This window comes from Bacillus sp. FSL K6-6540, assembly GCF_038007545.1.
Genome location: NZ_JBBOXH010000001.1, coordinates 2,193,689 through 2,208,840, shown reverse-complemented (window position 1 = coordinate 2,208,840; position 15,152 = coordinate 2,193,689). Strand labels below are relative to the sequence as shown.

16 protein-coding genes and 2 tRNA genes are annotated in these 15,152 nt (G+C 50.8%); 1 reads left to right on the top strand and 17 read right to left on the bottom strand.

Annotated features, from left to right (window positions below; translation table 11 throughout):
- Positions 1-79: 79 nt before the first annotated feature.
- Positions 80-334, bottom strand: a complete 255-nt coding sequence (locus MHH82_RS09680) for a hypothetical protein (protein ID WP_015734265.1) — start codon at positions 332-334, stop codon at positions 80-82.
- A gap of 195 nt (positions 335-529) precedes the next feature.
- On the opposite strand from MHH82_RS09680, the gene MHH82_RS09675 reads away from it, so the two are divergent.
- A complete protein-coding gene (locus tag MHH82_RS09675; RefSeq protein WP_340965413.1) occupies positions 530-2,140 on the top strand; it encodes a GMC family oxidoreductase in 1,611 nt (536 codons plus the stop codon).
- A 110-nt stretch (positions 2,141-2,250) separates the two neighbouring features.
- On the opposite strand, the gene MHH82_RS09670 is transcribed toward MHH82_RS09675, so the two are convergent.
- The 16 genes from MHH82_RS09670 to carA all read right to left on the bottom strand — a co-directional run bounded on the left by MHH82_RS09670 (position 2,251) and on the right by carA (position 15,125).
- On the bottom strand, positions 2,251-2,838 hold the full coding sequence (locus tag MHH82_RS09670) for a hypothetical protein (protein ID WP_036665978.1): 588 nt from the start codon (positions 2,836-2,838) through the stop codon (positions 2,251-2,253).
- A gap of 396 nt (positions 2,839-3,234) precedes the next feature.
- The gene (locus tag MHH82_RS41635) at positions 3,235-3,339 is read right to left on the bottom strand and encodes a YjcZ family sporulation protein (RefSeq protein ID WP_374705851.1); all 105 of its coding nucleotides are present in this window, start codon (positions 3,337-3,339) and stop codon (positions 3,235-3,237) included.
- A gap of 228 nt (positions 3,340-3,567) precedes the next feature.
- A complete protein-coding gene (locus MHH82_RS09665; RefSeq protein WP_015734261.1) occupies positions 3,568-4,278 on the bottom strand; it encodes a DUF421 domain-containing protein in 711 nt (236 codons plus the stop codon).
- Positions 4,279-4,457: 179 nt separating this feature from the next.
- A tRNA-Ile gene (locus tag MHH82_RS09660) sits at positions 4,458-4,531 on the bottom strand.
- A 55-nt stretch (positions 4,532-4,586) separates the two neighbouring features.
- Positions 4,587-4,663 (bottom strand) — tRNA-Met (locus tag MHH82_RS09655).
- 82 nt (positions 4,664-4,745) lie between these two features.
- A complete protein-coding gene (locus MHH82_RS09650) occupies positions 4,746-4,910 on the bottom strand; it encodes a hypothetical protein (RefSeq protein WP_009589607.1) in 165 nt (54 codons plus the stop codon).
- 182 nt (positions 4,911-5,092) lie between these two features.
- Positions 5,093-5,365 carry a WXG100 family type VII secretion target gene (locus MHH82_RS09645; RefSeq protein ID WP_009589633.1) on the bottom strand — a complete coding sequence of 91 codons (273 nt, stop codon included), beginning with the start codon at positions 5,363-5,365 and terminating at the stop codon, positions 5,093-5,095.
- 37 nt (positions 5,366-5,402) lie between these two features.
- Complete coding sequence (locus tag MHH82_RS09640) at positions 5,403-5,678, bottom strand: DUF4176 domain-containing protein (RefSeq protein WP_340965407.1); 276 nt, start codon at positions 5,676-5,678, stop codon at positions 5,403-5,405.
- Complete coding sequence (locus MHH82_RS09635) at positions 5,678-6,445, bottom strand: hypothetical protein (RefSeq protein WP_340965406.1); 768 nt, start codon at positions 6,443-6,445, stop codon at positions 5,678-5,680. The genes MHH82_RS09640 and MHH82_RS09635 overlap by 1 nt, the downstream gene beginning before the upstream one ends.
- A gap of 14 nt (positions 6,446-6,459) precedes the next feature.
- Entirely contained in the window at positions 6,460-7,533 is a 1,074-nt protein-coding gene (locus tag MHH82_RS09630; protein WP_009589658.1) for a WXG100 family type VII secretion target, read from the bottom strand.
- Between the two features lie 72 nt (positions 7,534-7,605).
- Positions 7,606-8,391: a hypothetical protein gene (locus MHH82_RS09625; RefSeq protein WP_145035336.1), complete on the bottom strand. Its 786-nt coding sequence runs from the start codon at positions 8,389-8,391 to the stop codon at positions 7,606-7,608.
- 217 nt (positions 8,392-8,608) lie between these two features.
- Positions 8,609-9,193, bottom strand: coding sequence for a TetR/AcrR family transcriptional regulator (locus tag MHH82_RS09620; RefSeq protein ID WP_340965401.1), 585 nt, complete (start codon positions 9,191-9,193; stop codon positions 8,609-8,611).
- Between the two features lie 190 nt (positions 9,194-9,383).
- Positions 9,384-10,025: an orotate phosphoribosyltransferase gene (gene pyrE / locus MHH82_RS09615; RefSeq protein ID WP_015734257.1), complete on the bottom strand. Its 642-nt coding sequence runs from the start codon at positions 10,023-10,025 to the stop codon at positions 9,384-9,386.
- Positions 10,022-10,759, bottom strand: coding sequence for an orotidine-5'-phosphate decarboxylase (gene pyrF / locus MHH82_RS09610; RefSeq protein WP_009589605.1), 738 nt, complete (start codon positions 10,757-10,759; stop codon positions 10,022-10,024). Before pyrF ends, pyrE begins: the two co-directional genes overlap by 4 nt.
- Before the next feature lie 21 nt (positions 10,760-10,780).
- Positions 10,781-13,987 carry a carbamoyl-phosphate synthase large subunit gene (gene carB / locus MHH82_RS09605; RefSeq protein WP_015734256.1) on the bottom strand — a complete coding sequence of 1,069 codons (3,207 nt, stop codon included), beginning with the start codon at positions 13,985-13,987 and terminating at the stop codon, positions 10,781-10,783.
- A 1-nt stretch (position 13,988) separates the two neighbouring features.
- Positions 13,989-15,125: a glutamine-hydrolyzing carbamoyl-phosphate synthase small subunit gene (carA, locus tag MHH82_RS09600; protein ID WP_009589632.1), complete on the bottom strand. Its 1,137-nt coding sequence runs from the start codon at positions 15,123-15,125 to the stop codon at positions 13,989-13,991.
- Between the last annotated feature and the right edge of the window lie 27 nt (positions 15,126-15,152).

Here is a 15,152-nt window from a genome sequence, read left to right as displayed (position 1 = left end):
ACTCTCTCGTCTTAGACAATGACAGAACAAGACCCTGCCGGAAACTTCCGGCAGGGTCTTTAGGTTTCGTTGTTATGTATTAATAAGCCACCAGGACAATAATCGCCAATAAAGCCACAAGCGCAAACAATAGGGCCCATCCCAGTTCAAAACGTCTTTTTTCTTGATATGCCTTAAAAGCCTTCCTTGACTCGAATACGAATACGATCACTAAGAAGGCAAGCAACACGGGCAGTCCCCAGGACTGATTCAATACCCACTCTGACACCTTGATCCCCCATCCTATGTACGAAAATGAGCTGCATCCCACCAGCCTCGGCGTTTGGAAGTACATGTCCCTAACGACTCCATTAAAATGTACCGTAAGTTGTTCCCGATTACAAATCTCGCTGATCGGGTCTTCTGATGGATCTTTTAGGCTCCTCTGGATTTGAGCATCACTTGAATCATGATCATATTGCAGAGTTAAGCACAGTTGTCAGAGCAAATTAATATTCTGAATTAGTTCATTTCCAAAAGGAGTGCTTTAATGGAGAAAAAATCAACTTATGATTACATCGTTGTAGGCACAGGTCCGGCTGGGGCCGTGATTGCGAAGACACTTACTGACGACATGCGAACCTCCGTGCTTGTTTTAGAATCGGGCGGTTACCATGACAAAGACAAACCGATTAAGGATTCAACCTTTGCACTTGAATTGGAAGAAAGTTTCTTTCCGAATTACTTTTGGCAAGGGGAAGGCATCCCCCAAGAGGAACTTGATGAACGCGCATTCGAATGGACAACAGGTCGACTCTTGGGAGGCGGTTCTTCAATCAACGGAGAACAATATGTAAGACCGACATCCGCCGTGCTCCGAAAGTGGGAACGGCTGCTTGGACCTCGCTGGTCACCTGATAAAGCGATTCGACGTTTCAAATCATTGGAGAATTATAACGGGGAAACCACAGATATCAATGCACACGGGTATCGAGGAAGAATTAACATCCGGCAAGCACCCGAAACTCCAACGCCGATGGCTCACAAGCTGACAACTGCGATCGAGCGGGCAACAGGTTATCCGACCATTCTTGACTATAATGATCCGAATACTCCCATGGGACCGTTCACCCGTTGGCAATTATACCAACAGCCTGATGGCCGTAGGGAGAGCTCCTCCACAGCCTTCCTGTCTCGCGATATTATGACGGCAACTGGTCGGGGAGTGAATAACAGAAAACTAACTGTGAAGTTTCGAACAACGGTTCTCCGTATTCTTTTCTCCGGTAAGCGGGCCATTGGCGTTGAATATTTGAAGGATGGCAAGTGCTGTTATGCGTATTCCCGCAAAAAGGTTATTATTTCGGCGGGGATCAACAGCCCTCAGTTGTTGATGTTGTCAGGAATCGGACCCGCCAAAATGCTGAAAAAGGCTGGAATCCCTGTCATCTTCGACAATCCAAACGTAGGGCAAAGGTTAAAAAACCATACGTTAAATTTCGCAGTATTTGCTACCAATTCACAAGATCGTCCCCTCCCTCCCTTAGACCCCAACGCACTGTATACGGGAGGAGCTTTCTTGCCAGATCCATCTGGCATCGATCCGGATGAGCGGGCTGTTCAACTCGTTGGCATTGGATCCGATGGAGAATTGACCATAGCGATTCTGTACTTGCGACCCAAGAGCAATGGGACGATCCGCATACAAAGCAAAGATCCGCTGAATATCGTATTGGCAGATGAGGGATTTCTTTCAAATCCAGACGACATGGAGGCGGTAAAAAGAATTTATAGAACATATATCAAAGATATTGCCATAGAGTTGGAACAGATTGATTCTTCATATCGTCTCTTATCCCCTACATTTGAAATTATCGATGACGATGACAGGCTTGAAGAATTTATTAAGGAAAATTTCGATCACAATCACCATCAGCAAGGATTTCTGCGGATGGCTCCTTTATCCGCAGGAGGAGTCGTTAACCGTAAAGGAAAGGTACACGGGGTTCAAGATTTGATCGTTGCAGATGCGTCCTTAGTTCCATATACAGTCGACGGAAACACCTCTTCTGCTGCATATCTTATCGGCTACACCATCGCAAAGCAATTAAGTAAACGCAAAAAAAAGCAACGACCACATCCGGAATCGGGGGAAGAATGAAAACTTCCCCTCGCTTCCGTTATGATGGAATGCTAATATCGCGAAAGCAGCTCTATGCCGCGCTCGACGGACCGCTACTCAGCCGGTGGATACTTTGAGCTACTACCGGACTAATCTTCTAGTTCAATCTCGATACGGGCAAGGACACCAGCTGGATTATCTCCGCTTCTGTTTGCATTTGACGGGAAGTTAAAAGCGGCGATCACGATATCGTTTGTACCTCTCCGAAGGAAGCGTCTGATATTAAAAGTTCTTCCCGGATTAAAGAATGAAACATTGCCCTGCGGGTTGTCGATAACTACCGACCGTCCATTGATTAAAACGATGGCAAAGTTATCCACGGACAGGAATAAGCTAGCTCTCTCAATATCGTCTCTAATCGTAAATCTTCTGGCGACCACAGCAGCAGGACCGTTAGGGTCATTTCTTCCCCAAACGTACGATTCACCAGCTTGCGGCGCTACCCACGCCGGATTTCGCTCGATTTCTAGTGCATTTACCCAATTTCGATTCGTACTTATTCTTCTGGTTCGTTGACTAATAACAACCGGATTTTGTGCACTCAATGATCTCTGTGCGGCAATCACCGTTCTCATTGCCTTTGCAACGCTACCCGCCCAAATTCCGCTATGTCTTCTAGGCGTTTTCAGTTGTTTGACCGTATTTTTTGCCTTTCCTGATACTGTGCTTTTTTGCATTTGTGCTTCCTCCTTTTTATCAACGAAATCCTTAACATATATATGAGTCCATTGAACTAATGGATATGGACAATAGATTAGTCAAAATCACTCAATTTTCTCAAATGAAAATATCCCCCGGCATATAGCCCTGATAACCCAGCGTATGAACCATAATCTTATACCGTTTATGACCTGTTGGCCTTTGCCACAATTTTTTTCAGTTCCTAAGACGACCACACTGATCTCTACGGTGTCGTTGTTTAATGTTCAGTTTAAGTACAATGAAAATGCTAAAAACGGGGACGGAAAGTTACCGTCCCCGTTTATCGTAATTGGGGATACCACATGGGTGCAGTATCGTAATTTGATGAATTAAATTAAATCAATGAATGAATGCTTCATTAAGGAGCTTCATTAAATCCAAAACGTTCCCAAGATAATAACCAAGAGAATAAATAAAACCAGAACAGTTCCTACTGGATTACCGTATCCGTTGTAACCACCTTTTTCGCAGCTCACCGATTTAACCTCCTTGCTTTGTGGAATGGTACAGTTTATGTACATAGACGGTCTTAGTCTGGACATTTCGGCAATCATGATCAGATTGTGCTAATGTTAAGGGTATTACCCATACTTTCAGTGTCTTCAGGCGTCTGCCAAACCGTCCTGTAAACAGCAAAAAACCCTTGCATCGCAAGGGTTTTAGCTTCTCCTATTATATAAATTCCGGCTGTATGTGATGCGTCATTACTCTACATCAACGGGATGCTGTATTTTATCCCGATAAAGATCGATGTACAGCTGACCGTCGGTTCCTTTCACTGCATAAAAAACATCTGCAATTTCTTTGTTCCGGACTTTTAATTTTTCTTTAATCCACTCTGGGGACAAATCATTAATTTTTAGATTATTTTCTAATAGTTGTCCATCCATGATAAGCTCAATCGGAAACTGCTGATTCCCTTTCAAGCCCTTTTTCATATCTTTTAAAGTTACATTCTGGTATTCCTTTTTCTTCATTACAGATATCTTTCCATTGATCTCTAATACGCCGTACTCCACTTCCGAGATGTCAAATATATCCTTTTGTCGCAACATCTGATTGATCGTATCTAAGGTTAACTTATTTTTCCTTAGATTCTCTTCCAGGATCTTGCCACCTTCTATAACTACGCTCGGCGTCCCTTCAGCCCACATGCGGAATTTACGATTCTTCACCACGATCTTTGATAAAAAATATGATGTAAATGTAAATACGGCAAGCGAGATTAGCAGGTGTATGACTTCCATTTTTTCATTGAAAGCAAAGTTCGCAGCAATTGCACCTAATATCACGGCCGTAACAAATTCATGAAAATTCATGTTAGACAACGTTTGTTTGCCCAAAAACCGCGTAATAATCAACAAAATAACGAATGCTGATATACTACGAAGTAAAATAATCATGTGCTCTAGCATGAAGACCCATACACTCCTTTCTACCGTATATCTTATGTATGGGCAATTTTTCTAAAAATAAACCGATAAGCTTAGATGCCTTCAGCAGCAATCTGACCTTATCGTAAAATCTCATATCGTTGGTCTAAACAGTCCTGTAAACAGCAAAAAACCCTTGCATCGCAAGGGTTTTCATAAAGTGGGCCCTGAGGGACTCGAACCCCCGACCAGTCGGTTATGAGCCGACCGCTCTAACCAACTGAGCTAAGGGCCCTGAACATACATGTACACATAAACATAAGGACGTCATACATACATCGTTTAAAAATTGGTTGCGGGGGCAGGATTTGAACCTGCGGCCTTCGGGTTATGAGCCCGACGAGCTACCGAACTGCTCCACCCCGCGTCAATGCTGTATCAAACAGCGACAAGAATAAATATACACCATTCCCCTGCATCAAGTCAAGTGCTGTTTTAATGGAATTTCCTCAAGGCAGGAATCGCACGCCATAACGCCCCTTCTTGGAACGATAAACCTCTACCATCCGCGGATCATGATACCCGAACAGCCAGCCATCCTGCTCCAGACGTTTAGCGAAGCACCCAGCCTGAAATTTGGTTGTATAGAGCTTTCCGTAATATACCCAGTTCATCCTATGCGGCTCCTTACCGAAATGATAATGTAATGCTGTCATATTATGTCCAAACTTCCACAAAAAAAACGCCGTCCCCCGAAGTTCTCCGTCCCTCCCCATAATAAAAACAATCAGCCATGCCGTATACCGTGCCGGGATACGTATATGCTGATTGTTGTCTTGGGTTATAACCCATTCGCTTATTGGCCGTCGGCCTCTGCAAACCGGGCAGCGATGCTCATCAGCTCCTGTTCCATCGAATGCATCATCTGGATGAAATTCATCAGCTGCGCCTTCGTCTCTTCGGCCTCTGTGCGAAAACGCTGCTGGGAAACGCCTTCCCATTCGGCATTCAGCGTTTCAATGACCTGGGACAGCCTCGCGACCAATTCCCCGCCGTAGTCACTCCCGCTGCGAATGTCTGCCGCCGCGCGGCGCAGCTCCTCGGGCGATACCTCTATACGTCCTGACATAGATCCGCCTCACGCTCCTCCCTTAATCCCTGGCAAGCTAAGTAGCCTTCGTCTCAGCCAGTACGGCCTGAAATTGTTCTTCCTCTTCGTCCTTGTAACCCGTAAAAATAATCTCTTGGATATCCTCATGGTTAAACACGTAAGCAAACTCCGGGCTGACATACCCTTCCGGATACGGACAAGCCAGATAGTCGAACAATTGCGGCTGCTCAAGCGCCAAAATTTGCTTGCGTCCATAGATCACCAGCTTTTTCTCGCCTTCCTTCAAAATGACGATCGACCCGTTGGGCAGCAGCTGCTGTTGTTGCGTCATTACGATCCTCTCCTTTTCTTACTCTGACGATGCGGTGCCGCCGGCGTGCGGCCTTGATTCATTTTGTTCAGAAATGCGGCATTCCGCTGCTCCTTCGGCAATCCCAATACGGGATAATGAGCCCTCAGCTTATCCATATTGTTCTGGATGAACCGATATCGAGGGATGAACACAACGGCCAGGTACAGGCCGAGAGTCAACAGGATGGAAAAAGCCGCCATGCCCATGACGAATCCGCCAAGGTCCCCGGTAACGGCAACCACGACGTAATACCCTGTGTAACCGATGCCTGCCAACAGCAAGGCCGCTTTGCCAGCTTTGCCGATGCCGCCTTTGCGTTCCATGGACTGGTACGTCCCTTGCCGCAGCGCTCTTGCATGCAGAACATAAAACGCAACGAGCAGCAGGAGCATCACCGCGATCGAGCTAAGCCCATATCCGATCGACTCGACACCGGCCATGTCATACATCATTTTCAAGATAGCCAGCTGGCAAGTGACCGCCAGCGCCAATCCGTAAATCCCCAAGTACAGCACAAAACCGACCTCAGACCGGTACGGATTAACGCTCAGGCCAATTCCCCACAGCAGCATGGCCGCCCACACTGCCGCCGCCGCATAAAAATACACCGACATCATCGGCGCCGCCAGCGTGACCAGCGCGGGGATGAGCATAATGAATAAAAAGCATACGATGCCGCCCCGAATTTGCTCGGCGGGGATTAGCCGGAAATGAAACTGTTCTTCCTCTGAAATCTTCGTGCTCATCTATGACACTCCCTTTATTTGAACCATCCGGCTATCGTAGAACCTATCTTCTCCGCCCCCATTTTCAATCCTTCGGTTACGGTATCTTTCTTCCCGTCCCCGTCAAAATCGGCGAACTTGATGCCGTCCATGACATAGGAAGCACCGACCGACACGCCGAAGCCGATGGCCGCACCCGCCAGGGTGCCGATCGGACCGCCCACCGCCGTACCGATCAGCGCGCCGGCTTTAGCGCCAGCCGCCGCGGAAGCGACCACGGTTCCCACGCCGACGCCAACATCGACGACGGCGTCTCCGGCTATTTTTGCCCCGCTCTTGTTTTCATTGATATTCGTAACCAGATTTCCCACCGTTTGCATGGCGATGCCCGCATAACCAAGCTTGCCCCCCTTCCAGCTGAGCGAGTCCTTCACGGCTGCGCCGGGCAGGACGTATTTCGGAATTCGGGGGTGATTCCGCCAATTGTACTCGGCATAGGATTTTTTGCGGATATTGGCAAGCATGCCGTTCGTCACATTGGCACGCATGTTGCCGCGCTTGTCTTTCTCAAGCCATACGCCGAAGCCATTCCGGTACATATCCCAGTATTTGTACATCGTGCCCGATGCGGTTACCGTTCCGAACAATACTCCTGCGGCCGCAAGCGGATTGCCCTTCCATTGATCCGCCGTGCCGCCGAATGGCGCGAGCGCATTGAATTCGACGCCCGCCGCCGTCACGGGCGGATCCGTCTTCTTATTTCCGTTCTGTGCCATACTCGCCTGAAGCAGCAGATGCGGACTCACCTGGGCGACCGATTGTTTGCCGAAATTCAGATTGTTCCCCAGCGATTGGTCGGTCTGCGAAAAATCCCCCGCTTTCTTCACGAGCTGGCCGCGATTCTGCTCCAGACGGCCTACGACCGACTGGCACGCGGCCCGGCATTGCGCAAGGCGCTGCTCAACCTGGGCGCGATGGCGCGATTCCCAGGACATGCTCTGGATCCGCTGCTGCATCCGCTCCTGAAGCGCTTGGACTTCCCGTGCAATATCAGATACCGCTGCGCCCTGCTGGTTCAGCATTTCAGGTACCACACGTATTTTGGTCATAGCTAACAATCCTCCATGTCATTGATCGAGAAGGCAAAAATTACAGTATGCGGGATCAGGATGCAACGTCTCTCACTTAATACGCTCGATGACCGCGCCGAGTTCCCGGATGATCTCGGTTACCGTAGCGCCCCATATTTGGTCCTGTTCGCCTTCGTTGCGAATCAGCCAATTGGATTGCGCTCCTCGTAACAGCTCGATTCCCTGAATCCGGCAGTCCAGGTCCGGACAATAATATGCCGTGAAGGTGGCATATCTCTCCGGATGGCTTACGCAATCAGCCAAGTCATTAACGACCGATTCCGGATAGCCTTGAGCAAGCAGGTGCTTCCGAGGCTCCTGCCCCCCTTGCTCGGCGTTCATCCATTGCTGGAACCAGCCCTTAGGCAAGGCCAGTGAGCCTGTATCGCGATTTTTTCGATCCTCCAGCTGCAGGTAACCGATGATCTTCAGCCAAGCCTCCGAAGGGGTTCCCAGCTCTTCCAGCACATAAAGCCTATCACCGCCTGGCCCGATTTCGATATCCGCCTTCACGACAAGGCTGGAACTGTAATAAATGAAACACTCCTTCGACGTTTCCTCCGAACCGGCCACCCTCATATGAATCGTTAACAAGGTTCGGCTGCATACTTCTATGTATTCCAGGAGCTCCTGCACAAGAACCGGCTCGTTATCGGCCGTTTGAATCAAACCCTTCTCCAGCAGTTCCTGCTCAATCTTGGCTACTTCAACAGGCATCTCTTCCGTGAGCGTTCCGCGAAAAGGGTCCTCCAACCCGATGACAGCCCGCGCACCGACAATGCCGGTTAATACAAAGAATTGCTTGCCGGTCAGTTGGATCCTGGACGGAATTTCCAAAGATCTCTCCTCCTTACGGTCAGTCCCGCCTATTTTGTGTTTGTTTTCGAAGTTATCATTACTATTATAGGTGAGACGTATCCTTCCCCTCTACCAAATCCTGGCCCTAAATTTATAGGAACATATACCCAAATCAGACGGCTCCCAAACCATCAAGCGGCAAAATATAAAAAAACATTCCCGGGCTTTGGCAATCACCTCTGGAATGTTTTAGCGGTTATGTTGGATTAAGCGGCTCATCCTTTCGGATAATGCCGTGATATAGAATCGTCATCAGTTGTTCGCTGACCGCATGCAGGCTGCCCAGACCATGGTACCATTCCGTTCGCGCCGTAAATTCCTTGATGAAAGTCAAAAACGCGACCAGTACCTGCGGGGAAATGTCTTTGCGGATCTGTCCCAGCTGCTGGCCTTTAAAAATCAGCATTTCGAATTCCGGCACAACGTATTTCTGATTGAACTCTAGCAGCTTGACCATCTGTTCCGGAAACTTGGCCAGATCCGACACAAATTGCTGCGAGACGAGCGCCGAAAACTTCTCCTGATCCCTGTAGAACATGGTTAAGGCCTCCAGCGGATCTTTGGCCTGCTCCATGATCCCGCGATAGATCGCCATCATTTCCTCGACCATGCGATCCACCACATGATCCAGTAAGCCCTCTTTGCTCTGATAATAGTTATAGATCGTCATCTTGGAAACGGGGACAGCTTCGGCAATCTGCTCCATGCTGGTTTGCACAATCCCATGCTCCAGAAACAACCGCTTTCCGGCCTCAAGCACCGCTTCTTTTTTTGCGTTCATCGGTAGATTAGATCCCTTCTATTCGGCTTCAGGATGTCTATGGCTAAATCAGCCGCTTACAGTCCTAATGTAACGATCCGTCCTTCGACTGTCAACCCGCGGCCGATATTACGTTATCTTGTTTCAGGGAACCAAAAAAAGCCGCCTCTGTGTCAGTTCACAGAGACGGCGGCCTGAGGATGAAGAATATCTATACGCCAAAGGAGGTTGGATTCGATCTCCAGGATTGAAGGAGCTCCACGTCCTCTGCTTGAATCCGGTTCTCCGATAACGCTACGTCAATGAGTGCACCGTAATTGGACAGGCTCTGCAGCGGAATTCCCGCTTCGGCGAAGGCTTGTACCGCTTTATCCAACTGATAGCTGAATATGGCGAGCACCGCGAGCGGCTCTGCTCCTGCGTCCCTTACCGCTTGCGCCGCCTTCAGGGAGCTGCCGCCCGTGGAGATCAGATCCTCGATGACAACGACCTTCTGGCCGGGCTTGATCAAACCTTCGATCAGGTTTTCCTTGCCGTGGCCTTTGGCTTTGTCCCGAATATAGGACATCGGCAGGTTCATCTTCTGGGATACGAAGGCCGCGTGCGGGATCCCTGCGGTGGCCGTTCCGGCAATGGCCTCGGCTTCCGGATACTGCTCCCGAATGACGGCCGCGAACGATTCAGCAATGTAATCGCGAATGTCGGGATAGGACATGGTCAGGCGATTGTCGCAGTAGATCGGAGACTTGATGCCCGACGTCCATGTAAACGGCTGATGAGGTCTTAGGGAAACGGCCTCGATCTTAAGCAAATAAGATGCGATCTGATGCGGAATATTCGCGATGGTACTCATGCTTGAATCATCTCCTCAATAATCTGTTCTGCAGCTTGTCTCGGGTTATGGGACTCGGTGATCGGGCGGCCGACAACCAGGTAATGACTCCCCTTGCGGATCGCTTCCCCAGGTGTAAGCACCCGCGCTTGGTCACCGATATCCGCACCGGCAGGGCGGATCCCCGGAATGACGGTTTTGAAATCCTTGCCGCAGGCGGATCGAATGGCTTCCACTTCCAGGGAGGATGCCACGACGCCGTGAAGTCCGGACTGCCGGGCCAACTCAGCATAACGCACGACGGTATCCTCCACCTGGCCGGGAATGCCGATTTCGTTATTCATGACATCCTGATTCGTGCTGGTCAACTGCGTTACCGCAATGATCGTAGGCATGGCAAGACCCGGGGTGTCCGCCACTGCGGCTTCCGCCCCGGCCTTTGCCGCCTGCATCATGAGCGCGCCGCCGCCGGCATGGACATTAAACATGTCCACGCCCAGCCGCGTTACGCTGTGCGAGCCGCCTTTGACCGTGTTCGGAATATCATGCATCTTCACATCCAGGAACACGGAATAGCCTTTCGCTTTCAATTCTTTCACAAAGTCAGGACCGGCCGCATAGAACAGCTGCATGCCGACCTTCATATAACACGGGATGCCCTCCAGCTGACGTACCAATGCTTGTGCACGCTCGGCATCCGGGTAATCCAGGGCCACCATCAGGCGGCCCGCCATTTCATTGTAGCTGGCGTTCATTTGTACCCCTCCTTCTCGATTTTAAACCGGCATCGCTTCAGAGGAGAAGTTGATGGTCTCCAGCATCGTCAGAAGCTCACGAACCGTATCGAGCGAGGTCATGCATACAACGCCGTTCTCTACCGCTTCACGGCGAATGCGGAATCCGTCGCGCTGTGGTGTTTTACCTTTGGTCAATGTGTTAAAGACGAAATTCGCTTCACCTGTGCGGATCATATCCAGAATGTTCGGCGTGCCTTCGGACAGCTTGTTGATGGTCGTCACGTCAAGGCCCGCTTCTTTCAATGATGCTGCAGTACCGCCTGTTGCGATGATTTTATAACCTAGCTTATGGAAGCCTTTCAGCAGCGCTGCAGCTTCGGCTTTATCTTTATCTGCAATGGTAGCGATAATTGCGCCAGTTGAAGGAATCTTCATGCCTGCACCGATGAGGCCTTTATACAGCGCCTTGGCATACTTCACGTCACGGCCCATAACCTCGCCGGTCGATTTCATTTCCGGTCCGAGAGTCGGCTCAACGCGGCGAAGCTTCGCGAAGGAGAAGACCGGTACTTTAACCGATACATGCTCGCTTTCCGGCCACATGCCTTCCTCGTATCCGAGATCCTTCAGCTTGCCGCCCATAATGGCTTGCGTTGCCAGGTTGGCCATCGGGATGCCTGTAACCTTGCTAAGGAACGGAACCGTCCGGGAAGAACGCGGATTCACTTCAATCACGTACACTTCATTTTTATAGATAACGAACTGGATGTTGACAAGTCCGCGTGTATTCAGCTCTTTGGCAATCTTGATCGTAATTTCCGCAATCTTGTCTTTCAGATCCTGGGACAAGTACTGAGGAGGATATACCGCAATCGAGTCTCCGGAGTGAACGCCTGCACGTTCTACATGCTCCATGATGCCTGGAATCAGCACCGTCTCGCCATCACAAATCGCGTCTACCTCCACTTCTTTACCCATCATGTAGCGGTCGATCAGAACCGGATGATCCGGGTTGATCTTAACCGCCTCTTTCATGTAGCTCAGCAGCTCGCTGTCGGAGTATACAATCTCCATGGCGCGTCCACCCAGTACATACGAAGGTCTTACGAGCACGGGGTAGCCCAGCGATTGTGCCGTTTCTACGGCATCATCGACCGACGTTACGGTTTTACCTTTCGGCTGGGCGATCTCCAATCGGGACAGAAGCGCTTCGAATTTCTTGCGGTCCTCGGCTTCGTCAATGCTCTCCAGGCTTGTGCCCAGAATCTTCACGCCCGCTTTGCTGAGCGGCTCCGCGAGGTTGATCGCCGTCTGCCCGCCGAACTGCACGATGACGCCGATCGGCTTCTCCTGCTCGATGACATTCATGACATCTTCGAAGAACAGAGGTTCGAAGTAGAGACGGTCCGACGTATTAAAGTCGGTGGATACGGTCTCCGGGTTGTTGTTGATGATAACCGCTTCATATCCCGCCTTCTGGATGGCCCATACGGCATGCACCGTGGAGTAGTCGAATTCGATCCCTTGACCGATCCGAATCGGACCGGAGCCGAGCACAATGACTTTCTCCTTCGCGGATTCGATGACTTCATTCTCCGTTTCGTAGGTGGAGTAGTAGTACGGCGTCGTTGCTTCAAACTCCGCTGCGCAGGTATCCACCATTTTGTAAACCGGACGCAATCCGTGCTCGCGGCGGAGGAATCCGATCGACTCCTCAGTCGTGTGCGTGCTGGCCTTGCCTTCTGCGCGGAGCTCGGCGATGGCACGATCCGTAAAGCCGAGACGCTTCGCTTCGTACAGCGTTTCGTAAGTCAGCGACGCTTCGCTGCGAATATGGTCTTCATACTTGATCAGGCGTTCGATTTTGTCCAGGAACCACCAGTCGATCTTCGTCAGGTCCTGAATCTGCTGCAGATCATAGCCCCGGCGGAACGCTTCCGCGATCAGGAACATCCGCTCATCGTCGGCTTTGATCAGGCGCTGCTGGAGAACTTCATCGCTCAGCTCGTTCGCGCCTTTCAGGTATAGACGGTGCACGCCGATTTCCAGGGAGCGGACCGCTTTATGGATCGATTCTTCGAAGGTGCGGCCGATTGCCATCACTTCGCCGGTTGCTTTCATCTGGGTGCCCAGCTTCCGGTTGGCATGGATGAACTTGTCGAACGGCCAGCGCGGAATTTTGCTGACGATGTAATCCAGCGTAGGCTCGAAGCAAGCATACGTCTGGCCCGTTACCGGGTTAACGATCTCGTCCAGGGTGTAACCCATCGCAATTTTTGCTGCCATCTTCGCGATCGGATAGCCCGTTGCTTTGGAAGCCAGCGCGGATGAGCGGCTGACCCGAGGGTTTACCTCGATGACGTAATATTGATAGCTGTTCGGATCCAGCGCGAACTGCACGTTGCATCCGCCTTCGATGTTCAGGGCGCGGATGATTTTCAGCGATGCGGATCTGAGCATTTGATATTCGCGGTCAGACAGCGTTTGGCTTGGCGCCACGACGATGCTGTCGCCGGTATGAACGCCGACCGGATCGAAGTTCTCCATGTTACATACCACGATGCAGTTATCGTTGGCGTCGCGCATAACCTCGTACTCGACTTCTTTCATTCCCGCAATGCTCTTCTCGATCAGGCACTGCGTGATCGGGCTGTAGCGAAGTCCGGAGCTGACCGTTTCGCGCAGCTCCTCTTCGGTTGCGCAAATGCCGCCGCCGGTGCCGCCAAGCGTGTAGGCCGGACGCACGATCACCGGATAACCGATCTCATTCGCGAACTCAAGCGCCTCTTCCAGGGTCGTTACGATCGTGCTTTCCGGCACGGGCTGATCCAATTCGCGCATCAGCTCACGGAACAAGTCGCGGTCTTCGGCTTTTTCGATCGATTCCAGCTGCGTTCCGAGCAGTTTGACGTTTTCCTGCTCCAGAATTCCGGCGCGGGCAAGCTCAACCGCCATGTTCAGCCCTGTTTGTCCTCCAAGCGTCGGGAGCAGTCCGTCCGGACGCTCTTGACGGATGATCTGGGTAACGAAGTCCAGCGTGATCGGCTCGATGTATACTTTATCCGCCATGTTGGTGTCGGTCATGATGGTCGCCGGGTTACTGTTGATCAGCACGACCTCCATGCCTTCTTCTTTCAGTGCCTGGCAGGCTTGGGTTCCAGCGTAGTCGAATTCCGCTGCTTGCCCGATGACGATCGGACCGGAGCCGATGACGAGAATTTTTTTCAATGTATCATGTTTAGGCATATTATTGAGCTCCTTTCACGGCTGCGGCCAGAACCGCCTGGCGCGGTTTCCGGATTTCATTCTGTTTATGGTCTCTTATCATTTCAAGGAATTGATCGAACAGATAGCTGCTGTCGTGCGGGCCAGGCGCAGCTTCAGGATGGTATTGCACGGAGAAGGCCGGGAATTTCGAGTGCTTCAAGCCTTCGATCGTTTTATCGTTGTTGTTGATATGCGTAACTTCCAGATCAGTCCCTTTGACGGATTCTTCGTTTACGGTGTATCCGTGGTTTTGGGAAGTGATGTAGCAGCGTCCGCTGGCAAGCTCTTTTACCGGATGGTTTCCGCCGCGGTGTCCGAATTTCAGCTTCTCGGTGTCCGCGCCCGCAGCCAGCGCAAACAATTGGTGGCCAAGGCAGATGCCGAAGATCGGATATTCGCCGAGCAGTTCTTTGACCATGTTGACTGCGTAAGGCACGTCTTTCGGGTCCCCAGGGCCGTTGGACAACTGAATGCCGTCCGGGTGAAGTCTGCGGATTTCATCAGCCGTCGTGTCATGCGGAACGACCATGACGTCACATCCGCGGGATGTCAATTCGCGCAGAATCCCGCTTTTTGCACCGAAGTCGACCAGAACGATCCGTTCCTTCGAACCTGGACTCGTAAACATTTGCGGCGTCGAGGTTTTTGCCACCTGGTTGCGGAGTTCAGCGATCGTTGTATCGCCGAGCATCTCCTTAAGCTCTTCCACCGGTTTGTTGGAAGTGGTCAGAATGCCCTTCATCGTACCGTAATGACGGATGATACGGGTTAACATCCGCGTATCGATCTCGCTGATCCCCGGAATTCCGTATTCCTTCAACAGGCTGTCAACGCTGTATTCTGCACGCCAGTTGCTGGGAACAGGCTCATGACGACGAACGACGAATCCGTGAACGAACGGCCGAATGGATTCAAAGTCATCCCGCGTGATGCCGTAGTTGCCGATCAAAGGGTACGTCATGGTTACGATCTGTCCGCAGTAGGACGGGTCGCTCAGCACCTCTTGATATCCTGTAATCCCTGTATTGAAAACAACCTCTCCGGTCATTTCAGCATCCGCGCCGAAGGATTTTCCGCTGAACAGCGTTCCGTCCTCCAGTAACAATCTTGCCTGCATCCCGATCACTCCTGTCATCTATGTGTA

Coding starts and splice junctions, on each gene's coding strand:
- MHH82_RS09680 (WP_015734265.1), bottom strand. CDS start 334: ATGTACTTCCAAACGCCGAGGCTGGTGGGATGCAGCTCATTTTCGTAC.
- MHH82_RS09675 (WP_340965413.1), top strand. CDS start 530: ATGGAGAAAAAATCAACTTATGATTACATCGTTGTAGGCACAGGTCCG.
- MHH82_RS09670 (WP_036665978.1), bottom strand. CDS start 2,838: ATGCAAAAAAGCACAGTATCAGGAAAGGCAAAAAATACGGTCAAACAA.
- MHH82_RS09665 (WP_015734261.1), bottom strand. CDS start 4,278: ATGCTAGAGCACATGATTATTTTACTTCGTAGTATATCAGCATTCGTT.
- MHH82_RS09650 (WP_009589607.1), bottom strand. CDS start 4,910: ATGAACTGGGTATATTACGGAAAGCTCTATACAACCAAATTTCAGGCT.
- MHH82_RS09645 (WP_009589633.1), bottom strand. CDS start 5,365: ATGTCAGGACGTATAGAGGTATCGCCCGAGGAGCTGCGCCGCGCGGCG.
- MHH82_RS09640 (WP_340965407.1), bottom strand. CDS start 5,678: ATGACGCAACAACAGCAGCTGCTGCCCAACGGGTCGATCGTCATTTTG.
- MHH82_RS09635 (WP_340965406.1), bottom strand. CDS start 6,445: ATGAGCACGAAGATTTCAGAGGAAGAACAGTTTCATTTCCGGCTAATC.
- MHH82_RS09630 (WP_009589658.1), bottom strand. CDS start 7,533: ATGACCAAAATACGTGTGGTACCTGAAATGCTGAACCAGCAGGGCGCA.
- MHH82_RS09620 (WP_340965401.1), bottom strand. CDS start 9,193: ATGAACGCAAAAAAAGAAGCGGTGCTTGAGGCCGGAAAGCGGTTGTTT.
- pyrE (WP_015734257.1), bottom strand. CDS start 10,025: ATGAGTACCATCGCGAATATTCCGCATCAGATCGCATCTTATTTGCTT.
- pyrF (WP_009589605.1), bottom strand. CDS start 10,759: ATGAACGCCAGCTACAATGAAATGGCGGGCCGCCTGATGGTGGCCCTG.
- carB (WP_015734256.1), bottom strand. CDS start 13,987: ATGCCTAAACATGATACATTGAAAAAAATTCTCGTCATCGGCTCCGGT.
- carA (WP_009589632.1), bottom strand. CDS start 15,125: ATGCAGGCAAGATTGTTACTGGAGGACGGAACGCTGTTCAGCGGAAAA.